The organism is Corynebacterium urealyticum DSM 7109 (assembly GCF_000069945.1).
Classification (GTDB): Bacteria; Actinomycetota; Actinomycetes; order Mycobacteriales; family Mycobacteriaceae; genus Corynebacterium; species Corynebacterium urealyticum.
Genome location: NC_010545.1, coordinates 354,007 through 377,943, shown reverse-complemented (window position 1 = coordinate 377,943; position 23,937 = coordinate 354,007). Strand labels below are relative to the sequence as shown.

Here is a 23,937-nt window from a genome sequence, read left to right as displayed (position 1 = left end):
CCCCGCCCCTCCGGCTCTCCCCTTCCGCAAAGCACAGCAAAAGGCCTCAGGGTTCTAAAAACCCTGAGGCCTTAAACCTCTAGGCCCAAGCCTAGAAACCCTAAGCCTTAGTGCAGGCCGAGGTCATCCAGCGGGACGGACGCGCCGGTGAACTCACCGTAGCCCTCGTCACCGTAGAAACCGTCACCGAAGGTCGACGGCAACGTGAACGCCGCAGCACGAGCCTCCTCGGTCGGCTGGACCTGGATGTTGCGGTAGCGGGCGATACCCGTACCAGCCGGGATCAGCTTACCGATGATCACGTTCTCCTTGAGACCGATGAGCTTATCGGAACGCTTGTTGATCGCAGCGTCCGTCAGCACGCGAGTGGTCTCCTGGAAGGAGGCGGCGGATAGCCAGGACTCGGTTGCCAGGGAAGCCTTGGTGATACCCATGATCTCGGCGCGAACCTCGACCGGGCGGCCACCAGTCTTCACGGCCTCCTTCGACGCAGCAACCGCATCGGAGTGATCCACCAGGGAGCCCGGCAGGTACTCCGTGGAGCCGGAGTCGATGACCGTCACGCGGCGCAGCATCTGGCGCACGATGATCTCGATGTGCTTGTCGTGGATAGCCACACCCTGATCGCGGTACACCTTCTGCACCTCGTTGATCAGGTGCTGCTGCACACCACGGCGACCCATCACGCGGAGCACCTCGTGCGGATCCGCAGCGCCCTTCAGCAGCTGCTGGCCCATCTTCACGTGGTCACCGTCGCGGAGCGGACGCTCCACGCCACCGGTGCCCAGCGTTGCCAGGCCCTGACGCTTCGACAGCTTCTCGTACACAACCTCCTCGGAACCATCGTCCGGGATGATCGTGAGGGTGAAGAACGCGTCGTCGTCCTCGATCTTGATCTTGCCGTCCACGGAAGCGATCGGGGACTTCGCCTTCGGAACACGAGCCTCGAACAGCTCCTGAACACGCGGCAGACCACCCGTAATATCGCCACCAACACCACCGAGGTGGAAGGTACGCATCGTCAGCTGGGTACCCGGCTCACCAATGGACTGGGCAGCAACGATACCGACGGCCTCGCCGATCTCGACCTTCTTACCCGTGGCCATGGACTTGCCGTAGCAGGTGGAGCACACGCCGGTGGCGGTGCCACAGGTCATGACGGAGCGAGCCTTGATGGTCTCCACGCCAGCCTTGACCAGCTCTGCCAGCTCCAGCTCGCCGATGACCGTACCGGCCTCGCAGACAACCTCGCCGTTCGCGCCGATGGCGTCGGCGGCCAGGAAGCGGCCCAGCACGGAGGTCTCGACGAAGTCCGCACGAGCGAACTCGCCGGTCTTCTCGCCGTTGGCGTCCAGCACCGGGGTGCAGACGTCCAGGACAACGCCCTGCTTGGTGCCACAGTCGTCCTCGCGGACGATGACATCCTGCGCGACGTCCACCAGACGACGGGTGAGGTAACCGGAGTCAGCGGTACGCAGTGCCGTATCCGCCAGGCCCTTACGGGAACCGTGGGAGTTGTTGAAGTACTCGAGCACGGACAGGCCCTCACGGAAGGAGGTCTTCACCGGACGGGTGATGTAATCACCGCGGGAGTTCGTGACCATGCCCTTCATGCCGGCCAGGGTCCAGATCTGGCGCATGTTACCGGCAGCACCGGACTTCACGATCATCGGGATCGGGTTGTCATCCGGGTAGAGCTTCTCCACCGACTCACCGACAAAGTCCGTTGCTTCCTTCCACAGGTCAACCAGAGACTGGTAGCGCTCGGACTCGTTGATCTTGCCTCGGGCCAGCTTCTTCTCGATGCGCTGAGCCTTGGCCTCGTACTCGTCGAGGATCTCCTGCTTATTCGGCAGGACCAGCACGTCGTGCATGGTGATGGTCACACCGGAGCGGGTTGCCCAGTAGAAGCCAGCGTCCTTCAGCTTGTCCACCGTCTGCGCGACGGTGATCATCGGGTACTTCGCTGCCAGGTCGTTAATGACGACGGCCTGGTTCTTCTTGTCCATCACGCCTTCGACGTACGGGTAGTTCCACGGCAGCAGCTCGTTGAACTGCACGCGGCCCAGGGTGGTCTCGGCGGTCCAAGTCTGGCCCTTCTGCCAACCATCCGGGAACTGCTCCGCCTCAACCTCAGCCGGCGGGCGGAGGTGGTCGATGCGGACGTGGATCGGGGCCTGCAGGCCGAGCACACCACGGTCGTAGGCCATGATGGCCTCCGCCAGGGAGGTGTACACGCCAGTTGCCGGGCCCTGCTCGGTGGCCTCAGTGAAGGCACCCTGGCCGCCGAACTCCTCCTTGCCCTTGATCAGGGTCAGGTAGTACAGGCCGGTGACCATGTCCAGACGCGGCATAGCCAGCGGCTTACCGGAGGCCGGGGACAGGATGTTGTTGGAAGCCAGCATCAGGATGCGGGCCTCAGCCTGGGCCTCGTCGGACAGCGGCAGGTGGACTGCCATCTGGTCACCATCGAAGTCCGCGTTGAAGGCCTCACAGGCCAGCGGGTGCAGCTGAATAGCCTTACCCTCAATCAGCACGGGCTCGAAGGCCTGGATACCCAGGCGGTGCAGCGTTGGTGCACGGTTCAGCATCACCGGGTGCTCGGCGATGGCCTCTTCCAGAACGTCCCAGACCTCTGGGCGCTGGCGCTCAACCATGCGCTTCGCCGACTTGATATTCTGCGCGTAGGACTTCTCCACCAGGCGCTTCATCACGAATGGCTTGAACAGTTCCAGGGCCATCAGCTTCGGCAGACCACACTGGTGCAGCTTCAGCTGCGGACCAACGATAATCACCGAACGGCCGGAGTAGTCCACACGCTTACCCAGCAGGTTCTGGCGGAAGCGGCCCTGCTTACCCTTCAGCAGGTCGGAGAGGGACTTCAGCGGACGGTTGCCCGGGCCGGTGACCGGACGGCCGCGACGGCCGTTGTCGAACAGCGCGTCCACGGACTCCTGCAGCATGCGCTTCTCGTTGTTCACGATGATCTCAGGTGCACCGAGATCCAGCATGCGCTTCAGTCGGTTGTTGCGGTTGATGACGCGACGGTACAGGTCGTTGAGGTCGGAGGTCGCGAAGCGGCCACCGTCCAGCTGAACCATCGGACGCAGCTCCGGCGGGATGACCGGGATGCAGTCCAGGACCATGCCGGCCGGGTCGTTGCCGGAGCGCAGGAACGCAGCGACAACCTTCAGGCGCTTCAGGGCGCGCAGCTTGCGCTGGCCCTTGCCGTCGCGGATGACCTCACGCAGGGACTCGGCCTCGGCCTCGAGGTCGAAGTTGCGGATCAGGGTCTGGATAGCCTCCGCGCCCATGCCGCCGGTGAAGTAATCCTCGTAGCGGTCGAGCAGCTCCTCGTAGAGCGTCTCGTCCGCGATCATCTGCTTCGGGGCGAGCTTGACGAAGGTGTTCCAGATCTCGTCGAGGCGCTCCACCTCGCGCTCAGCGCGCTCACGGATGTGGCGCATCTCGCGGTCAGCGGCGTTCTGCACCTTCTTCTTGGCGTCGGCCTTCGCGCCGGCGGCCTCGAGCTCTGCGAGATCCTCCTCGAGAGTCTTGGCACGGTCGGCCAGGTCCGCGTCGCGGTCCTGCTCGACCTCCTTCTTCTCGAGCAGCATCTCTGCCTCGAGGGTCGTCTGGTCGCTGTGACGAGCATCCTCATCGACAGAGGTGATGATGTTGGCTGCGAAGTAGATGATCTTCTCGAGATCCTTCGGGGCCAGATCCAGCAGGTAGCCGAGGCGGGACGGAACGCCCTTGAAGTACCAAATGTGGGTCACCGGAGCGGCCAGCTCGATGTGGCCCATGCGCTCACGGCGAACCTTGGACTTGGTCACCTCGACGCCACAGCGCTCACAGATGATGCCCTTGTAGCGGACACGCTTGTACTTACCGCAGGAGCACTCCCAGTCGCGGGTCGGCCCGAAAATGCGCTCGCAGAACAGACCGTCCTTCTCTGGCTTGAGGGTGCGGTAGTTGATCGTCTCGGGCTTCTTTACCTCGCCGCGCGACCAGCGACGGATGTCATCGGCCGTGGCCAGGCCAATGCGTAGTTCGTCGAAGAAGTTGACGTCCAGCACGTGGACTTCCTTTCCCCTCCAAGAATGTGGAGGGCCATTGTGGGTGAACCTAGGTCAGAATCTGAAAGTGTGCGAAGCCTTGAGCGTTAGCCGACGTCGATGTCGGCGTCTGGACGCTCATCGCGCTGCAGGTTAATACCCAGCGCTGCGTTTGCGGACTCAAGCTCGTCGTCATCATCGGAGGACAGCTCCATTGGGGTGCCGTCCGCAGCCAGAACCTCAACGTTCAGGCACAGGGACTGCAGCTCCTTGAGGAGGACCTTGAAGGACTCTGGGATACCCGGATCCGGGATGTTCTCGCCCTTCACGATCGCCTCGTAGACCTTCACGCGGCCCACCACGTCATCGGACTTGATGGTCAGAAGCTCCTGCAGGGTGTAGGCGGCACCGTATGCCTGCATTGCCCACACCTCCATCTCGCCGAAGCGCTGGCCACCGAACTGGGCCTTACCACCCAGCGGCTGCTGGGTAATCATGGAGTAAGGACCGGTGGAACGGGCGTGAATCTTCTCATCGACCAGGTGGTGCAGCTTCAGCATGTACATGTAGCCCACGGAGATCGGGTGCTCGTATGGCTCACCAGTACGGCCGTCGATCAGCTGCGCCTTACCGAAGTCATCCACCAGGCGGATACCGTCGCGGTCCGGGCGCGAGGAGCGCAGCAGACCGGACAGCTCGGCGTTGGACGCACCGTCGAACACCGGGGTGGAGGTCAGGGAGTCGGCCGGAACGTCGTAGAGATCCTCCGGCAGCGTCTCCAGCATGGCCTTGATCTTCGGGTCGTCGGAGTTGGTGTCGACCTGCCAACCGGCCTTCGCCAGCCAGCCCAGGTGCACCTCCAGGACCTGACCAATGTTCATACGACGCGGCACACCGTGGGTGTTCAGGATGATGTCCACCGGGGTACCGTCCGGCAGGAACGGCATATCCTCCTGCGGCAGGATCTTGCCGACGACACCCTTGTTGCCGTGGCGGCCGGCGAGCTTATCGCCGTCCTGGATCTTGCGCTTCTGGGCGACGTAGACGCGGACCATCTCGTTGACACCAGCGGCGAGGTCGTCGTCGTCCTCGCGGGAGAAGACGCGCACGCCGATGACCTTGCCGGTCTCACCGTGCGGAACCTTCATGGAGGTATCGCGAACCTCGCGGGCCTTCTCACCGAAGATGGCGCGCAGCAGGCGCTCCTCCGGGGTCAGCTCCGTCTCACCCTTCGGGGTGACCTTACCGACGAGGATGTCACCGTCGCGGACGTCCGCACCGATGCGGACGATACCGCGCTCATCCAGGTCAGCAAGGACGTCCTCGCCGACGTTCGGGATGTCGCGGGTGATCTCCTCCGGGCCCAGCTTGGTGTCGCGGGCATCGATCTCGTACTCCTCGATGTGGATCGAGGTCAGCACGTCTTCCTCAACCATGCGCTGGGAGAGGATGATTGCATCCTCGTAGTTGTGGCCCTCCCACGGCATGAAGGCGACGAGCAGGTTCTTACCCAGCGCCATCTCACCGTTATCGGTGCCCGGACCGTCGGCGATGACCTGGCCGGCCTCGACGCGGTCACCCTGGTTGACCAGTGGCTTCTGGTTGTAGCTGGTGCCCTGGTTGGTGCGCTCGAACTTGCGCAGCATGAAGGTATCGCGGATGCCCTCATCGTCCATGATGGTGATGTAGTCAGCGGAGACGTACTCCACCACACCAGCCTTCGGGGCGATGATCAGGTCACCGGCGTCGTACGCAGCGCGCTGCTCGATACCGGTACCGACGTACGGGGCCTCGGCGCGCAGCAGTGGCACAGCCTGACGCTGCATGTTCGCACCCATGAGGGCACGGTTGGCGTCGTCGTGCTCCAGGAACGGAATCATCGCGGTTGCGACGGAGACCATCTGGCGCGGGGAGACGTCCATGTAATCCACCTGGCTTGCCGGGACGACCTCCACGTCGCCGCCGCGCAGACGGACCTCAATCTGGTCCTCAGTGAACTTCATGTCCGCATCGAACGGCGTATTCGCCTGAGCGATGACGTGACGGTCCTCTTCATCCGCGGTGAAGTACTCGACCTCGTCGGTGATCTGACCATCGACGACGCGGCGGTACGGCGTCTCGATGAAGCCGAACGGGTTCACGCGGGCGTAGGAGGACAGGGAACCGATCAGACCAATGTTCGGGCCCTCTGGGGTCTCAATCGGGCACATGCGGCCGTAGTGAGACGGGTGAACGTCGCGGACCTCGAGGCCAGCGCGCTCACGGGACAGACCACCCGGACCCAGCGCGTTCAGACGGCGCTTGTGGGTCAGGCCGGACAGGGAGTTGTTCTGGTCCATGAACTGGGACAGCTGCGAGGTACCGAAGAACTCGCGGATCGCTGCCGAGACCGGACGCACGTTGATCAGGGAGGTCGGGGTGATGGACTCGGCGTCCTGCGTGGTCATGCGCTCGCGGACGACGCGCTCCATGCGGGACAGACCAACCCGGACCTGGTTCTGGATCAGCTCGCCGACCGTACGCAGGCGGCGGTTACCGAAGTGGTCGATGTCGTCGACCTCGATCGGGATCTCCACGCCCTCCGGGGAGGTCATGGTGCGCTCGCCAGCGTGCAGGCGGACGAGGTACTCGATCGTGGTGAGGATGTCTTCCTCGGTCAGGGTCATGGTGCCGTCGGTGTCGCCACCGAGGCCGAGCTTGCGGTTGACCTTGTAGCGGCCGACCTTCGCCAGGTCGTAGCGCTTCGGGCGGAAGAAGGAGTTCTCCAGCAGGGCCTGCGCGGAGTCGCGGGTCGGGGACTCGCCTGGACGCTGCTTGCGGTAGATCTCCAGCAGTGCCTCGTCCGTGTTCTCGACGCCATCCTTCTCGAGGGTGGACATCATGATCTCGGAGAAGCCGAAGCGGTCGGTGATCTCCTGGGTGGTCAGGCCGAGGGCCTTCAGCAGGACGGTCACCGGCTGGCGGCGCTTACGGTCGATGCGGACGCCGACGGTGTCGCGCTTATCGACGTCGAACTCCAGCCATGCACCGCGGGACGGGATGACCTTCACGCCGTGCAGCGGGCGCTCGGTGGAGGTGTCGATCGACTCATCGAAGTACACGCCCGGGGAGCGGACCAGCTGGGAGACGACGACACGCTCGGTGCCGTTGATGATGAAGGTGCCCTTGTCGGTCATCATCGGGAAATCGCCGATGAAGACGGTCTGGGACTTAATTTCGCCGGACTGGGCGTTGGTGAACTCCGCGGTCACGTACAGCGGTGCCGCGTAGTTGATGTCCTTTTCCTTGGCCTCGTCGATGGAGGTCTTCATGTCGTCGAAGCGTGGCTCCGAGAGCGTGAGGGACATGTTTTCCGAATAATCCTCAATGGGGGACAGCTCTTCGAGAATGTCCTCCAGTCCGCTCGTGACGCGGACTCCCTCCCCAGCCTCGGCCTGCATGCGGGCGCGCCACTCCGGGGCGCCGACGAGCCAGGCGAAGGACTCTCGTTGGAGGTCAAGAAGGCCTGGAACCTCGATCGGGGCGTCGATCTTCGCGAAAGAGTAGCGAGTCGAAGCTCCGGGGATTCCGGCCACTGAACTTGTCTGGCGGGAGACTGCCAAGATGGGTCCTTCCAGCACTAAGCGTTTCTCCTCGCCTGGGTGGAGCCAGGCTGGGAAACGGTTGCGTGAGCGTACGATTTTTCGTGGTGGTCTATATCGGTGGTGTGATTCCGAACGCCAGATAAGCAGGAATGCCTAAAGGACCTTGTCAAATCCGCTTTTCCGCAGTCTGCGACTGCTGGAGGGAAGCTCATTGCCAAGGCCGATTGTTGGTGAGATCATCATCTCTCAACTCGCCTGCCCACAAGGGTTCAGAATTTAACCAGCGCAACGAACTACCATATAGTAGATGCCCCCAAATGTCCACCCCCATGGACACCGAACAGGCCGATAGTATCTGTCCGCTTCGACGGGCGCAAAATTACACGCTTGTAGCCCGGCGCTTCCGTTCCCGGCGCAGCGCCACCACGAGTGCGGCGAGCAGCAGGATCACACCGGCCCAGAACACCCCACGGCCCCACTTTTCCGTGGAGCGCTTTCCGCCGAGCTCGTCCGCCTGGTCCAGCATCTGGCGCTCATTAGCTTCGGTCGTGCGGCCTTCAAAGGTCAGCAGCGGTTCCACCGCCTCACCCTCGGCGTTGCGGTATTCGTCCTGGATGTGTTCCTCGATGCCCACGATCATGCCGGACTCCGGCTCCACCGCCAGCTCGCGCCAGCCACCGTGATACAGCTCCGCACGGTCGCCGTCCTTGACGATGGCGTTGCGGATGCCGCTGTAGTGGGAGCTGACCTTTTCCGCCGGAATCTCCTGACGGAAGAGGTAGATCTCCTTCTCCTCACCGCTAGAGGTTTCCCGACGCTCAGTGCCCCGGAACTCCGCCGGGTAGGCATGACGGGCGGTCCAGTCGAAGTACTCGTAGCTCTGCTGCTGGGTATCCACGGGGAACTTCGCCCAGGACCCCTCCAGCTCCACAGACTTCGGCGGGGTCGCCGGGGAATCTGCGACCTTGGCCTCCCCCACCGCCTCACCGTTCGTCCGGTTCAGCCGGTAGCTATAAACCTGCGCATCCAGCAGGGACTCCAGATCATCGTCCACGTTGGTGCGAGCGTTGGAGACGCCGACGCGCACCGTCGCCTCCTCCTCCGTCGCCGGCTGGCCCAGTTGCATGTTGAACTGGCGGGCCACCGGCGCCTGGATGGGCTCATCCTCCCCCACGCCCAGATAACCCGGCCCCACGGTCGCATCCTTGTCTTCCAAGGTGAAAGTGGTGTGCTGCAGCCCCAGCGGCACCGGCCGCTCCTCGGGGAAGAGCCGTGGCAGGAGCACGCCCGCCACGATCATGGCGCTGGCCAGGCCGAGCACAAACACAGCAACGATACGGGACTTCGAGTTCATGCTGAACATGCTACAACAGCCCGCAGACACGCTGTTTTTCTTTGAAAAGTGGCTCTGCGCAGCAACAAAAAACCGCCCCGGCAAGGCGAACCTTGCGGGGCGGTGAATCACGTGGCCGCTGTGCGCGGCAACTGGATTACTTGAGGGAGACCTTTGCGCCTGCCTCTTCCAGCTTAGCCTTAGCTGCCTCAGCGTCCTCCTTGGAAGCGCCCTCGAGCAGAGCCTTCGGAGCAGCCTCAACGAGCTCCTTAGCCTCCTTCAGGCCCAGGCCAGCGACGACCTCGCGGACGACCTTAATGACGCCGATCTTCTTAGCGCCTGCGTCCTCGAGAACGACGTCGAACTCGTCCTTCTCCTCAGCAGCAGCGCCGCCCTCAGCGCCACCAGCAGCTGCAACAGCAGCAACCGGAGCAGCAGCGGTGACGTCGAAGGTCTCCTCGAACAGCTTGACGAACTCAGAGAGCTCGATCAGGGTCATCTCCTTGAAGGCATCCAGCAGCTCTTCGTTGGTGAACTTAGCCATAATAGGCATCCTTTCGTGTTGTGCCGCCTGGGCAATTGGCCCTGCGGCGAAGTGTTTTTAAAAGTTTTTACTGTGATGGACCGGCTTGTGGTCCAGCGCGGTGGCACACCGTGCCCTCGCGCCCAGCGTGGCGGAACTAGTCCTTCTTCTCCTGCAGGGCAGCCGCGAGGCGTGCAACCTGGGACGCAGGAGCGTTGAACAGTCCAGCAGCCTTTGCCAAGGAACCCTGGAGAGCACCGGCCAGCTTGGCCAGGGTGGTCTCGCGGTTGTCCAGGTCGGCGATAGCCATGACCTGCTCAGCGGACAGCGCAGCGCCGTCCATGTTCCCGCCCTTGACGACGAAAGCCTCGTGATCCTTGCCGAAAGCCTTCATGGCCTTAGCTGCGTCAACAGCCTCGCCCTTGATGAAAGCAACAGCGGTAGGACCAGTCAGCAGGGATTCGTCGATCTCAATGCCAGCTTCCTTAGCAGCCAGCTTGAGCAGGGTGTTCTTGGCGACGGAGTAGGTGACATCCTGACCCAGCGCGCGACGCAGCTCGGTGGTCTCAACCACGGACAGACCGCGGTATTCGGTCAGCACGGTGGCGTCTGCTTCCTCGAAGCGTGCCTTGAGCTCCTGCAGCGCTGCAGTGTTCTTTGGATTAGCCATACTCTCGCCTCCTTCCTGATGTTCTGGTGTACGTGTGTACGTGCACCGGCGATCGAAACGAAGGAAACACTTTCACAACGACAAAGCGCCCCGTACCCGCAGGGGGCAACGGGGCGCTTCTGGAACCGCAGCTCGCTGGCGTGAAGCTAGCGGCGCGATACAAAACGTCTCGTGTTACCTGCGTGGGCCGTCATCATGATGATGATCCTTCAACCCGGGAGCGCCCACACGAGCTTGCTGAATATCTCAGCGATGCTGGAAAGCGTTTTCCCAAGTGACCGACGGTCTTCGGTGAAACTTTGAAACATATCAAAACTTCGCCTGACAGCTTAACGTCCAACAGCCGAAAGACCAAATCGGCCTAGGCTGCATCCCGAGGCGCTCCGCGCTTCAGGAGTTAATCGGCGTCGGCCTCGCCCGCAGCGCTGCCGTTAGCTGCCATGGCTGCATTACTGCGCATGAGGCGCCATGCGATGAACGCGAAGAATGCCCCGCCGAGCAGCGCCATGCCGCCCATGCCGAACATCAGTCCGCCAATCCAGCCGCCCTGGCCCAGCGCATTGGCTAGCTGGATGGCCTTGCTCTCTGGTTCAGCATTCTGGTCCTTGTCAGCACCGCGGTCAGCAGAACCTTCGCGGGCATTGACCGCGTACTCGCTGTCCTCTGTGGCACCCTCCGACTCTGCTCCGTCGAGCTCTTCCTCGGCGCCCTCGTCAACGGAATCCCCGCCATCAGCGTCAATCGCGTCCAGCGCGAGCGGGGCTGCACCAGAAGAGGACAGCCCGCTGCCTCCGCTAGTTCCGGCGCTGGCACCGGAGCTGTGTGAACCTGCACTGGGTGACGAACCCCCAGTCACGGCGCCACCAGCAGTGCGGGCCGGACCGCCGCCAGTAGCGCCAGCAGCCCCGGCGCTCGTGGCACCCGTGGCAGCCCCTGCTTCTTCCTTGCCTCCGACATGCGCATCGCCAGGCGTGATTTCGGGCTGGGCTTCGGGCTGGCTGGATTCTGTCGAAGACGCGCCGAAAATGCCCCGAACCGACTCGAGGATCTCGCCAATATAACCAACTCCAGTGTCGAGAGAGTCGACGATGCCGGTGGTCTCATTGAGGATGCCGACGAGCTTGTTATTGCTGTCGCCCGTACCCTCGCCGGAATCACCGCCGGTGGTTCCACCGCCGCCGATATCGCCCGCATCGGCGCCAGGAGCTCCGTTACCGTCGCCGGAACCCGCGCCAGGCCCGTCGCCGGGACTCCCCTCGTTGCCGCCAGAGGACATCTCCTTCGGGGCGACCAGGAAGTAGGCCTCCAACTCCTTGGACACCTTCTCCCCCGAGGCCGTCGTCGCCTGGAACTCGAAGACCGCACGGTACCGGCCCGGCGCGGAGAACATGAATGCCTGGTGATCGTGAGTCGGGTTGCGGAAGGTGATTTTCTTCCCGAGATTCGCGGAATCCAGCAGCACATCGAACTGACCAATTCCGCCGCGTGCGGTGACCATGCGGCCGGGGCCGTCAAACTCCTTCAGGCCGACCTTCACGCCGTCCTTGGATAGTTTCCTGTAGTTCGCCCCTTCCGTATTGAATCCGAGCCAGGGTACATCCGGTGCTTCCTGCTGGGTCTGCGGGATCTGCCACAGCTTGTCGCCGTATTCCTTGCCACCGTTCTCCAGTGCGGAACGCAGCACCTTCGGGGTGCTGATCTTTGCCCGATCGGAGTCAATGACGAACTCAAAAGTCCCCGATGGGCGGTTGACCAGCTTGGCCGGGTTCTGTCCGTCGATCAGCAATGCGTCCCAGCTTTTTTTGGACGTCGCCCGCCTCCGGTTTATGGCTAAACGCCAGGTCCATGTGTCCGTGGCCAATGTTCACTCGGTCGGAGGATTCTGGGATCGGCTTGTGATCCGGGTCGACGGTTCCACCGTTGCCCGGAGCGGACTCGCCAGGGTTCTGCTCCCCGTTGTCGCCACCGGCATCCCCGGGGGTGTCGGCGCCAGGGTTAGTACCGCCAGGATTGGTGCCGCCGGGGTTCTCGGAGTCGCCCGGCGTGCCGTGCTCCCCATCGCCGCCCGCGCCATCGGGGAAGAGCTCGTCCCGCTGGTCTTCTGCGGACTTCTTGATGGGATTCAGGTTCTTGGTGGTGCCTTCCGGCAGGCCGACTTCCTTATCGGACCCCACGAGCCAGGTGATTGGGGTTGGTTCCGAGACCAGCTTCTTTCCGTCGGTGGTCTCGGTGCTGGCTTGCCAGGTGAAGGTGTACTGGCCGGCCTTGCTGAAAGTCCAGCCGAAGTGGCCGTGTGCTCCGACCTCGTAGGTGAAGTGCGTGGGCCCGTTCTTGGTTGAGATATAGTTCTCGGTTTCGTTGAGCCCGTGGCTATAGAAGAACATCTCCATATTGCCCGGCTTATCGGCACCGACCAGGGAGAACTTCACCTCGTCATTCACGAAGTTCTGGGGGACTTCGTACTCATGGTGGGGATCAAAAGCACCAGCTCCGGCCCACACCGGACGCCAGCCGTTCCAGGTATCAACCTGCTGCGGGGCGTGCCACAGAATATCCCCCGGCTTGCCCAAAAAGGAGAACTGCTCGCCTTCCGGAACCACGAGGCGGGACACTTCCTTGCCTTCGTTGTCGGCGTCTGGTGCCAGTCGGATACACACATCCTCCGGATTAGCGACGGCCATGCCATCAACCACCATCACCGCCAGCTTGCCATCGCGATACGTGCCGTAGAGCGCGTCAACGTGGGCCTGGTACAGAAGCTTCTTGCCTGCGCACACGTGGGTTTTGCCCGTGCGGGGATCGATCGTGTCCTTAGGGACGGTCGGATTATTGCTGGCATCGCCGGGCTTGTGCTGAGGCCTATCCTGCGGTTTTTCGGCCTCCGGGGTGGTGCCTGATTCCTGCGCTGCCGCCGTCGGCAGTGAGCCTGAGGACGCCGGGATCACCACAAACGCCCCGAACAGCGCGATGACCGACGCCGCCGCCCCCACGACGCGACGTCCCGCCGTACGAGACGGTTCCGTCGTACTGGACTGTGCCGACGTGCGAGGCTGTGCCACGGAACCGCGGCGACCGCGCCCGAAAACACCGTGACGGGGCGAGACGAGGAAGGAGAAAATAAACATTGCGGTAAGGACGAGCACGATCGTCGCCCCCGTGGGCACATCCGCGGCCCAAGAAATATACACGCCGAGCACCGCTCCCACGGCCCCGATCAACGCGGAGACCCACATCATGGTCACCACCCTTTCCGTCAACAAACGCGCCGTCGCAGCTGGGGTAATCAACAGCGCGAGGACGAGGATGTTGCCCACCGTCCGAACGCTCATCACCACCGCCATCGTCACGCACACGTACAACAACATGTCCAAAGCCAAAACGTTCAGTCCCATTGCGCGGGCAGTCTCCCGGTCCAGGGACACCGCCACCAGGCGCGAATGGAATAGCCACAGCACCGCCATGATCACCGCGCCACCCAGCACCACGATGTAAATATCGGAGCGCGCAACGCCGGTGATGGAGCCAAACAAGAAGCTCGTCAGCGAGGCTGTATAGCCCTCAATCTGGGCGATAATCACCAACCCCAGCGCGAAGGAGGCGGCGAAGAAGATACCGATCACCGTGTCTTCCTTCACGCGCCTGCGCTGGGAAAACACCGCGATGAGCAGCGCAATCACCACGCCGGCCACAGCACCCCCGAGCAGGACAGAGACCTGCAGCGCAAACGCGATCGCCAGGCCGGGGAACACGGCATGGGCCACCGCGTCGCCGAGGAAGGCCATCCCCCGCAGCGTCACGTGAGTGCCGACCACCCCACAGATCACCGCGCCCAGCACGGCAATCATCAGGGCATTAGGCAGGAAGCTCAGGGCGGGGTTCGCAAGATCCGCGATGAACTCCGCCGGAGACAGGAAGGTGTGTCCCATCAGTTCGGAACCTCAATTCCAATTGCTCGAAGGTGCGTGGAATCCCGTGCGATGTCGAAGGTTTCCATCCACGGTTCTGGGCGGTTGAGCTCTTCCGGAGTCCCCATTGCTCGGATCCCGGCCCGCAGGAGCACCAATCGGTCGCTAAACTGCCGGGCTTCCGCCAAATTGTGGGACACCATCAGCACCGCCATGCCGGAGTCCGTGAGCCGACGAATGACCTCCATCAGTTCCTCGGAGCGGGGTAGGTCCATGCCGGTGAATGGCTCGTCGAGGAAGAGCACATCCGGCTGTGTGGACAGGGCTCGGGCGACGAGCACGCGTTGCTTTTGCCCGCCGGATAGTTCGCCGATCGGGCGGAGAGCGAGATCAGTCAGGTTGACGGCTTCGATGGCCTCGCTGGCGGCCTGATAGTCCGCCGCCGACCAGCGTTGCCAGAGTTTCCGCTGCCCCAATCGGCCTGAGAGCACGCATTCGCGCACGCTGATGGGATAGCTCCAGGCGAAGTCGTGGTTCTGCGGGACGTACCCGAAGCGACCAGCGGTCACCGTGCCGCGGGAAGGGATCAGCCCCATCAGAGCACGCATCAACGTGGTCTTACCGGCACCATTGGGGCCGAGCAGTCCCACCAGCTCGCCGGGGTATAGGTCGAGGTCGACGCCCGCAAAGATCTCGCGGCCGCCGAGCGCCACCGAAAGATTCCGCGCGGTCAGCGCGGGGGTGCCCGTGCCAATCACCAGCCGGCCTCCTTCTTGGACTTCCGGCTGCGGGCAATCCCGAATCCGCCCGCAACAACAACGACGACTGCCACCGCAGCCGCGATGATCAGCGGTGCCGTCGATGAATCACCGTCCTGGTCCGCCTCGGTCTCACCCATCCCCTCCACGGACGGCAGTTCCCCGTCCCAGCTCGCAGCGTGGGCCTCGTCCGGGTTGGTGCCCACCGCGAACTTCAGCACGTGGACAGTGGAGTGTTCCTTACCGTCCACATCGATGCCAGTGGCAGCCACCGCGACCTTGTGCACGCCCGGTTCGGTGAATACCCAGTTCGCGTGGACGTGCGTATTCATATCGACGTAAATCTCGTTCTTCCCACCTCTCTTCCCAGCGTCCTCGCCGGCGGTGGACCACAGCACCTGTGGTTCCTCGAAGGTGCCGTTTTGGAGGAAGAGCGAGAGGTCACCCGGGCCCTGGTGGCCCAGAAGTCGCAGGTTCATGCCGTCCTTGAATTGCTCATTGAGCTGCGGCGATTGGGTGTTCCACCCCAGCCACGGCGCGTCAGGGCTCTCGGTCTGTGGGAGGACCCATACCTTGTCTCCGGCCTTCGCCCCCGTGAAGGAGTACGCATCGCCGGAGTCGGCAGGGAGTGTTAGCTGGGAGGCGTCCGAGACATCAAAAACGACGTCCTCGGTGTCGCGCCAGATCGGCTTCGCCGCGGAATCATCGCGCAGCTTCATGCCCAATTCGCCCTCGGGCGTCCATTGAATGCCGAGGTCGTAGTGGCCGCGTTCAGCGGTCGATGCGGTCCCGGGCGCGGCGACGTCCTCGTCGTCGGTCACCGTCTGCTTCAACGCGGACTCTTCGTCGCCGAAGGTGTTGGCCGTCATCTCAATCTGCGGGGAAGCCACCTGATTATCCCCGTTGTCCTCAGCGCCACCGCCACCGAGGCAATCGGTGAGTTGCTGGGCGTTGGCCCGCATCGTGCCGACGTATCTTTTCTCGGCAGGCGCGAGAGTGTCGCCGTTGAGGGTGCAGACGTCAATGTCCAGGCCTTCGGCGATGCGGATCAGGTCGGGCGCGGTGCCGGCCAAGGAAGGTTCCACGAACACCGCCGGAACCTTGTGGTTCTCCAAAGTGCGGGACAGCCGAACCAGCTGACGGGTGCTCGGCTCCACGTTGGGGTTCGGGGTGATGAAGCCGGCGGAGTCCAGTCCATAAGCCTGCGAGAGGTAGCCGAAGCTATCGTGGGCGGTCACCAGCTTGCGCTGGCTGGCCGGGATGGTGGCGATAGCGCCGCGGACGTCCTGGTCGAGGTCGGTCAGCTCCGCGAGGTAGGCCCGCGCGTTATCGGTATAGGCCTGCTGGTGGGCAGGGTCGATCTGGATGAGCTGGTCGCGGATACCTTCGACCACGTTCTTCATCAGCCCTGCGTCGTGCCAGATGTGCGGATCGAGTTCACCGTGAATGTGCTTGCCCAGCACGGCTTGTGGCAGCAGGTAGGTTTCCTCGTCTGGCTTACCCAGGAATCGGTAGTCGCGGTTGGCGGGCACGTTGTTGAGCACGCGGGTGGGAACCTCGATGACGGCTTCGTCCAGCGGGAGGTTGCCCGCATCACCGGTGATGCGCAGCGCGTTGGCCGCACCATCCAGCGTGACATCCTGGTGGCCGCGGTCCACGATGGTGCTTCCGGCCAACTCGGGGCTGGTCGCTGGGACACCAACGGCGACGGTAAGGACGTCCTCGACCCGCTGTGCACCCGCACCGGCGCGCAGGTGGATCTTGTACACCCCCGGCTCGCTGAATGCCCAGCTCATGTGAGTGTGCGCACCGGCTGGCAACTCGGCGGCGTCCTTATCGTCGAGGCCGTCGTGGCTGGAGAAGAAGATTTCCGGAGTGCCGAAGGTTCCCGTGATGAACGCAGCGGCCCGGCCTGGCCCCTCGACATCGGTGACATGGAATCGCACCGGGTCTTTGACGTTTTCCACGTTCCGGGTGCGCAGCCCGAGCCATACCGAGTCCAGCGCCTGGTTTTCCACCAGTCGGCGCGCGAGCCCCTTGTTCGCGACGAACTCCTCCCCCACTGGCACGACGGGCGTCGTTTCTGGGGAGGAGTTATTGACCATCTCCGTGATGGCCTGCGGTTCCAGCAGCAGGCCGTTGGTGAAAATGGCATCCGCGTTCGCGACGTTGCGCACCGCCCGCAGGGTCGGCTCGAAAGTGTGCGGATCCGCGCCCGCCGGGATGAGGGAGGTCACCCGACCTTCGTAACCAAGGACGTTGCTGACGATGTCGCCCAAAATGGGGGTCGTCGTGACCACGTTGAGGCCGGCATCCTGCTGCATGCCGGAGCGCGTCCCAGCAGTATTGGCGTGGCCCTCGTTCGTGTTCGGGTGCTTGAGATGCCCGCCATCGGCATGCGATGCCTGCGTGAAATGCGCGGCAGTGGGTGGCATTACCTGCTCGGAGCTGCTGCACGAGCTCGCGCCGAGGGCCACGACCCCTGCCACAACTACTGCACCCGTGACCTGTTGCGCCCTCGCCTTGTGGGCCGTGCGGTGATCGGCTGGTTGAGCCATGAAAGCGTCTATTCCTTCTTCGCTACTTTTTGCGGCTTTAGTGACTACTTCTACGAATCGCGGGAGGCGCGTCCCCGTCCGGAAGCGCCGCCATTGGCGACCTGCAGTGCGCTTCGGTTGAGCAGCACCCAACCTGCACCGAACACGGTGAGGCCTACACCGAGTGCAATCAGCGCTGCGGTGCTTGGCTCCACGCCCGTGTTGGCGAGCTCACCAGAACCGGATGCGCCGCCGCCCGAGCCTCCGTCTGCGGCCAGGGCTGGCAGTTCATCAGAGCTCGAGTCCCCAGACGTGCCAGACTCTCCTGCTTCCCCCGGGGTGCCGGATTCCGAAGCGCTACCGTTGGAACCAGACGTCCCGGAGGTGGACGCGCCGGACTTGCCGGTCTCAGTGGAGGCGGAGTTCGCCCCGGAGGTGGACTTCGAGGTCCCCTTGCCCGAGGCATTCGGCTTATTCGACGCCTTCGGCGCCGAGCCATCCCCCACCGACCAGGTGTAGGTGGCGGTGTTGGACTTGTTGACGTTGCCGTTGGAGTCCTTACCCTGCGCGTAGACCCGCATCTTGTACGTGCCCGGCTGGGAGAACACCCAGTTCGCGTGGGTGTGTGCCGGCCGGGCCTGTTGGATCGCAGCCCCGCTCGTCAGTCGGGTGGAGCCGTTGTTCAGTAACGACTGCACCTCGCCAAAGCCGGAGGTGCTGAAGAGGTACACATTGCCGGGGCCGCTCACCTGCTCGAAAACGATATTCACGCTCGAGAACGGGGTGCCTGCCAGGGCTTGGGTATCCCAGCCCGGCCAGAGCAGGTTGGGGTCTTGGGTAATGGGCAGGTAGTAGCCGGCCTCGCCGACTCCCTTCACCGACTTCACCTTCTCGGTGTACGCCTGCTGCTTGACCTTGAGCACAACGGACTCCGGCGAGCGACGGACGTGCTGGCCGGTGACGTCCTCCTTGAGGTCGAGGCGAAGCTTGCCTCCCTCTGCGGTGACATTGAAGGCGTCGACGTGTCCGTGATCGATGGCTCCCTGCGCGGCAGCCTTCCCGAGAGTGTCCGGGTTCAAGCCTGCCGCGGCCAGAGGCGCAGCAATGGCGAGAAGCAGCGCCAGGCCGAGCCGGAGGGCCGCACGAGTGACGGTACGCAACGAGGGGCAGGCCAGTGCGCTGAGCTGGATACGTGAGGTGGTGGACAGCGACGCATGCGAGCGAGCAGGCGCAACCAAGCGAGACATAGTTCTCCTGACGGCTATAACGGGGATTTGTTCTTGCGAACACGTCTGGCCGCTGGACAGAACACTCAGCAACCAGGAATGATAATGACAGCCATTTTCAAGTCGTGACGCTCGGTTAAAAATAGCGGAAAGTCAGTTTAATTGGCAATGGTTTTCCTTTTCGGGGGTGGCTTGATGAGCTCCCGATCCCCGACGTGCCGCGGGCCAGCGAATTCCCTGTCAGGTTTCACCAGGTCGGCCCCCATCGAGGACGGGCGCATCGGCTATGCAAGGCACCACAAGCGCCGCCGGTGGCCTAACATAACCAACGATGAACGTGAACCCAGATCCCAATCAGCCCGACGACCACGACGCACGCTCGGATAGCGCAACGGGCCCCAAGCAGACAGAGAAGCCCGGGAACCAAGAGGAACAGATCCCGGCCTTCATCTCCCAGCCCGACCGGCTGGACAAGTGGATCTGGGCCTACCTGGTCGCCGCCACTATCTTCGGCTTCGCGATGATCCCGCTGCGTGTGTGGCTGCTCAACAATCCCGTCCCCTACGCGCTCATGGTGGGTGGCTACACCTCCTCGATCGTTGGCGGGGCAGAGTCCACCACCGGCGGATTCTCGGCTGTCGCTGTCGTTCTGATGACCCTGGTCGGTGCGTTGAAGACCGTTCCGCTGTGGTGGCTGGTCGGCAACAAGTGGGGCCTCGAATACCTGCGCATGTCGGTGGCCCACTCCCCCAGGCTGAAGCGCTGGACAGCGCGGCTGGAACACGCCCGCCCCGGCGTGCTGGGCGCGGCGATCGTGCTCTCCTATATCCCCTTCGTCCCCACGATCGTGATCGCCAACCTGCTGGCCGGCATCCGGCGAATGGGTTTCTGGACGGTGCTGGGCCTCAATGCCTTCGGTGTGCTGGTCACCAACACGTTCTTCGCCTACCTGGGCGTGACCTACGGTGAGCAGGTGATCTCCATCGTGGAGCAGGTCAACCGCTACGCCATGTGGGTAACCATAGCGTTGCTGGTCTTCATGTTCTGGAGCATCTCGAAGCAGAACAAGAAGGCCGCCTAGGCCAGAAACTGGCCATAACCATTGCGATAACTTCCACACGTCAGGCCCCGCCCCGTCATGAACCGTCATGAGGAAGCGGGGCCTAACTCATGGCGGATTCTAGGGGTCGTTGCAACATTTCCTAGCTTTCAGCTAAATCTAACAGCTCCGCCATCCGCTCCGCAGGAGTAGCAAAACCCAACGTCTTACGCGGCCGACAATTCAACCGATGAGCAACAAGCTCCAACTCCTCCCGCCCATAAACACTCAAATCCGCACCTTTCGGAAAATACTGACGCAACAACCCATTAGTGTTCTCATTCGTCCCCCGCTGCCACGGCGACCCCGGATCACAGAAATACACCGGACAATCCGTCGCAATGCTAAACGACCTATGACCAGCCATCTCTGAACCCTGATCCCAGGTCAACGACCCCCGAAGATGCTGCGGCAACGTCATAATCGCCTCCACCAGCGCATCACGCACCGCCACCGCACCATGCCCATCCGGCAAATGCAGCAACATCACATACCGCGTCGTCCGCTCCACCAACGTCCCAATCGCAGACCTTCCACCTGCACCGATAATCAGATCACCCTCCCAATGCCCCGGCACAGCCCGATCCTCAACAACAGCAGGACGATCAGCAATCATGATCATCGGATCAACAAACCGACTCCTCGCAACACGCTGACCACGCGGTTTACGCCGCGTCCGCCCCGTACGAAGGGCATGGGCCACCACCTTCTTCAACTCGCCTCTGGCCTGGCAGTACAGCTCTTGATAGATCGTTTCATGACTCACATGCATAGTCTCATCGCCAGGGAATTCCCTGCGCAACCGGCCAGCCACCTGCTCAGGGGAAAACTCCATCCGCAACCACTGCCACACCTGCTGTTTCAACCGAGGATTCGCCGCAATCTTCGACACCTTCGGCCGAAACCTCCGAAGCGTTGACTTCCGGTGCGCCTCAAACGGGCGATAAATGCCATCATCACCACTATTGCGACTAATCTCGCGCGAAATCGTCCCCGGATCACGCCCAAGCTCACGCGCAATCGCCCGAACCGATAAATTCCGATTCACCCGATCCGCGATGCGCTCCCGCTCCACCAACGACAAGTACCGCCGGTCAATCACCTTCTCCACCGCAGCCTGCGGCAGCACCTCCACCGGAACACTGACCCGGCCATCAACATACGCAAGAACCTGCATAAGCCGTTTATAGCGATAAACTGCCTGACCATCGGGCACAAACGGCACACGCCGACCACGTGTTTTAATCACCCCCTTATCAACATCAAGCGCACCACGTAACCCCATCCCACACGCAGCTGCAGCAGAACGACGATCCAACCCACAGGCCCGAAGCTCCAAATACTCCACTCGCCGCGCCGTAGCCACAGCCCGCCGACCCTCAGGAGCAGGACGGGGCCGCGCACCAATCGATATCCCCACCCGGTATACCGACGAAGGATTCACACCCAACCGCCGCACAATATCCATTGGCGCGACATTCTGGGCAAACAACGCAACAATCTCGTCAACCACCTGTGACGACAACGTCTTATTCCGCAGTGGTAACCCATCACGATGCGCAATCCGATACGCCGTAGCTAACGACCATCCCAGATCCAACCCAGCCGCACGCACCGACAAACCATCACCCACCACCAACTGGTGAAACCGAGTGATCTCCTCAACCGGTGGATCCCACCGTGACACCGTCATCACCAACACCAACCCTTCAGATCAGTGTTGCAACGACCACTAGAACTTAAGCATTCCCCAGAACGCAAAGAAGCCCCGACCCTCTAGGGGTCGGGGCAGCTACGTCAGCAAGCTAGGGCTTAAGCCTCAGCGTCGTCAGCGTAGTTCTTCTGGATGGTCTCGTCGACCGGGACACCCGGGCCGTTGGTGGAGGACAGGGTGACCTTCTTGATGTACTTACCCTTCGAAGAGGACGGCTTGATGCGCAGCAGCTCGTCGATCAGGGCGCCGTAGTTCTCGGCCAGCTTCTTCTCGTCGAAGGAAGCCTTACCGATCAGGGCGTGCAGGTTGGAAGCCTTGTCCACACGGAAGGAGATCTTGCCGCCCTTGATCTCGGAGACAGCCTTAGCAACGTCGGTGGTGACGGTGCCGGTCTTCGGGTTCGGCATCAGACCACGTGGGCCCAGCACGCGAGCAACGCGGCCAACCTTAGCCATCTGGTCCGGGGTAGCGATCGCAGCGTCGAAGTCGGTCCAGCCGCCCTGGATCTTCTCGATCAGCTCAGCGGAGCCAACGAAGTCTGCGCCTGCCTCCTCGGCAGCGGTAGCGTTCGGGCCCTCGGCGAAGACGACCACGCGGACGTCCTTACCGGTGCCGTTCGGCAGTGCGACGGTGCCGCGGACCAGCTGGTCAGCCTTGCGCGGGTCAACGCCCAGGCGGATCGCAACGTCGATGGTTGCGTCGTAGTTCTTGGAGGACGTCGCCTTGGCCAGCTTCGCAGCCTGCAGCGGGGTGTATTTGTTATCGCGATCGACCTTAGCGGCCGCTTCGCGGTAAGCCTTAGAAACCTTGCTCATGAAAATTCCAATCTGGGTTTAGGTGTTGGAGTTGTGGTCTAGTGGGTCAGCAAGCGACCCTGCCACGCGATGAAACCCCGGCAGCAAACCCACCGGGGTGGCGCACTTAAGCGGACGGGCGACCCTCGACGTCGATACCCATCGAGCGAGCGGTACCGGCGATGATGGCCGCACCAGCCTCGATGTCGTTCGCGTTCAGGTCCGGCTCCTTGGTCTTTGCAATTTCCTTGCACTGATCCCAGGTGACCTTACCGACCTTGTCGGTGTGCGGGACGCCGGAGCCCTTCTGCAGGCCAGCGGCCTTCAGCAGCAGCTTGGAAGCCGGCGGGGTCTTCAGCTTGAAGTCGAAGGAGCGGTCCTCGTAGACCGTGATCTCGACCGGCACGATGTTGCCGCGCTGGGACTCGGTTGCAGCGTTGTAGGCCTTGGTGAACTCAACGATGTTCACACCGTGAGCACCCAGTGCCGGACCAACCGGCGGAGCTGGGGTTGCTGCACCAGCCTGGATCTGCAGCTTGATGAGCGCCTGGACCTTCTTCTTCTTGGCCATCGCTATACCTCTTTCTGTTATCAGGAAGCGGGCGTACCGCTCCCCGACCGGATGCCGGTTCTTAGCCAGCCACCGGAGATGAATAGTTCCACTGCCACCCGGGCACGCCGAAGGCGCGCCACTGAATAGCAGACAGAGTTACATTAATCGAGCTTCGCGACCTGATCAAATTCCAGCTCAACCGGGGTCTCACGGCCGAAGATGGAGACCATTGCCTTGAGGCGATTCTGGACGGTATCGATCTCGGAGATGGTCGCGGCAACGGATGCGAACGGGCCGGAGAGGATGGTGACGGACTCGCCCACCTCGTAGTCCACCTCGACGGTCTCGGAGGCCGGCTTCGGCGGGACAGCCACGCCGGTCGCGGAGACGTCGACGTCGGCAGCGTCCTGGCCCTGGTCCTCCGCCGCAGCGGTTGCGGTCTCCGGTGGCAGCAGGAACTTCGCGACCTCGCGGATCTTCACCGGGGTCGGCTTGCCTTCGTTACCCACGAAGGAGGTCACACCCGGGGTGTCGCGGACGACGGACCAGGAGGCGTCGTCAAGCTCGATGCGGACGAGGACGTAGCCCGGCAGCAGCTTGCGCTTGACCTGCTTGCGCTTGCCGTCCTTGAGCTCAGTGACTTCCTCGATCGGGACGACGACCTCGTGGATCTGCTCGTCCACGCCCAGGGTCTGGGCGCGCATCTCGAGGTTGGTCTTCACCTTGTTCTCGTAGCCGGAGTAGCACTGGATGATGTACCACTCGCCCGGCAGCTTCTTCAGGGCGCGCATGAACTCGCGCAGGCGGGTCTTGTAGGCTTCCATCGCGGCCTCTTCGGCGGTCTTCTCTGGCTGCTCAGCCTCGGAAGCCTCCGGTGCGGTGTCGACGCCCTCCGCCGACTCCGCGGCGGTGTCCTCTGCGGCGTCCCCCAGGGCTGCCGCGGCCTGCTCGGCCTCGGACTCCTTGTGGGCTGCGACTTCCTGGTGGATGTCCTCCTGTGCCGCGGCGGCGAGGTCCGCTGCGCTGAGGTTATTATCTGCGCTCATGTGATGCTCCTTGTCGGGTGAGCCTGGGAGATTTAGTCAGGATTGGCAATAAAAATCCGCCCCTACCGTTGGTCGGCGAGGCGGGATGTTTTCTGCTTTTGAGTTTAGCACGCGCGCGGGTTTTCTTGCCACGAGCG

Annotated in this window: 15 protein-coding genes and 1 pseudogene; 1 reads left to right on the top strand and 15 read right to left on the bottom strand. The window is 62.8% G+C overall.

Annotation, left to right across the window (positions count from 1 at the left end; genetic code table 11):
* Positions 1-107: 107 nt before the first annotated feature.
* From CU_RS01520 to CU_RS01475, 11 genes and pseudogenes are all read right to left on the bottom strand, one after another.
* Complete coding sequence (locus CU_RS01520; RefSeq protein ID WP_012359562.1) at positions 108-4,079, bottom strand: DNA-directed RNA polymerase subunit beta'; 3,972 nt, start codon at positions 4,077-4,079, stop codon at positions 108-110.
* Between the two features lie 86 nt (positions 4,080-4,165).
* On the bottom strand, positions 4,166-7,678 hold the full coding sequence (gene rpoB / locus CU_RS01515) for a DNA-directed RNA polymerase subunit beta (protein WP_012359561.1): 3,513 nt from the start codon (positions 7,676-7,678) through the stop codon (positions 4,166-4,168).
* Positions 7,679-8,021: 343 nt separating this feature from the next.
* Positions 8,022-8,996: a PorA family protein gene (locus CU_RS01510; RefSeq protein ID WP_231837712.1), complete on the bottom strand. Its 975-nt coding sequence runs from the start codon at positions 8,994-8,996 to the stop codon at positions 8,022-8,024.
* Between the two features lie 136 nt (positions 8,997-9,132).
* Positions 9,133-9,519: a 50S ribosomal protein L7/L12 gene (rplL, locus tag CU_RS01505; RefSeq protein WP_041628448.1), complete on the bottom strand. Its 387-nt coding sequence runs from the start codon at positions 9,517-9,519 to the stop codon at positions 9,133-9,135.
* 136 nt (positions 9,520-9,655) lie between these two features.
* The gene (gene rplJ / locus CU_RS01500; protein ID WP_012359558.1) at positions 9,656-10,168 is read right to left on the bottom strand and encodes a 50S ribosomal protein L10; all 513 of its coding nucleotides are present in this window, start codon (positions 10,166-10,168) and stop codon (positions 9,656-9,658) included.
* Positions 10,169-10,565: 397 nt separating this feature from the next.
* Positions 10,566-11,954 (bottom strand): choice-of-anchor M domain-containing protein, encoded by a 1,389-nt coding sequence (locus tag CU_RS01495; protein ID WP_012359556.1) that lies wholly within the window; start codon positions 11,952-11,954, stop codon positions 10,566-10,568.
* The gene (locus CU_RS10870; RefSeq protein ID WP_269446320.1) at positions 11,896-13,293 is read right to left on the bottom strand and encodes a choice-of-anchor M domain-containing protein; all 1,398 of its coding nucleotides are present in this window, start codon (positions 13,291-13,293) and stop codon (positions 11,896-11,898) included. The genes CU_RS01495 and CU_RS10870 overlap by 59 nt, the downstream gene beginning before the upstream one ends.
* Positions 13,267-14,094, bottom strand: a pseudogene (locus CU_RS10865) (anchored repeat-type ABC transporter permease subunit); the annotation flags it as partial. The gene CU_RS10870 and the pseudogene CU_RS10865, both read right to left, overlap by 27 nt.
* The gene (locus CU_RS01485) at positions 14,094-14,831 is read right to left on the bottom strand and encodes an anchored repeat-type ABC transporter ATP-binding subunit (RefSeq protein WP_012359554.1); all 738 of its coding nucleotides are present in this window, start codon (positions 14,829-14,831) and stop codon (positions 14,094-14,096) included. The gene CU_RS01485 and the pseudogene CU_RS10865, both read right to left, overlap by 1 nt.
* Positions 14,828-17,389: an anchored repeat ABC transporter, substrate-binding protein gene (locus tag CU_RS01480; RefSeq protein ID WP_012359553.1), complete on the bottom strand. Its 2,562-nt coding sequence runs from the start codon at positions 17,387-17,389 to the stop codon at positions 14,828-14,830. The genes CU_RS01485 and CU_RS01480 overlap by 4 nt, the downstream gene beginning before the upstream one ends.
* Positions 17,390-17,439: 50 nt before the next feature.
* Positions 17,440-18,615 (bottom strand): choice-of-anchor M domain-containing protein, encoded by a 1,176-nt coding sequence (locus tag CU_RS01475; RefSeq protein WP_012359552.1) that lies wholly within the window; start codon positions 18,613-18,615, stop codon positions 17,440-17,442.
* A 310-nt stretch (positions 18,616-18,925) separates the two neighbouring features.
* Between CU_RS01475 and CU_RS01470 the strand changes: the two genes are divergently transcribed.
* Positions 18,926-19,675: a DedA family protein gene (locus CU_RS01470; protein ID WP_012359551.1), complete on the top strand. Its 750-nt coding sequence runs from the start codon at positions 18,926-18,928 to the stop codon at positions 19,673-19,675.
* Between the two features lie 121 nt (positions 19,676-19,796).
* Here the strand turns inward: CU_RS01470 and CU_RS10770 are convergent, their stop codons facing one another.
* The 4 genes from CU_RS10770 to nusG form a co-directional block, all read right to left on the bottom strand.
* Positions 19,797-21,011, bottom strand: a complete 1,215-nt coding sequence (locus CU_RS10770; protein WP_231837769.1) for an IS30 family transposase — start codon at positions 21,009-21,011, stop codon at positions 19,797-19,799.
* Between the two features lie 494 nt (positions 21,012-21,505).
* The gene (gene rplA, locus CU_RS01460; protein WP_012359549.1) at positions 21,506-22,222 is read right to left on the bottom strand and encodes a 50S ribosomal protein L1; all 717 of its coding nucleotides are present in this window, start codon (positions 22,220-22,222) and stop codon (positions 21,506-21,508) included.
* 106 nt (positions 22,223-22,328) lie between these two features.
* Positions 22,329-22,772: a 50S ribosomal protein L11 gene (gene rplK / locus CU_RS01455; protein ID WP_012359548.1), complete on the bottom strand. Its 444-nt coding sequence runs from the start codon at positions 22,770-22,772 to the stop codon at positions 22,329-22,331.
* A 143-nt stretch (positions 22,773-22,915) separates the two neighbouring features.
* On the bottom strand, positions 22,916-23,800 hold the full coding sequence (nusG, locus tag CU_RS01450; RefSeq protein ID WP_012359547.1) for a transcription termination/antitermination protein NusG: 885 nt from the start codon (positions 23,798-23,800) through the stop codon (positions 22,916-22,918).
* Positions 23,801-23,937 lie beyond the last annotated feature (137 nt).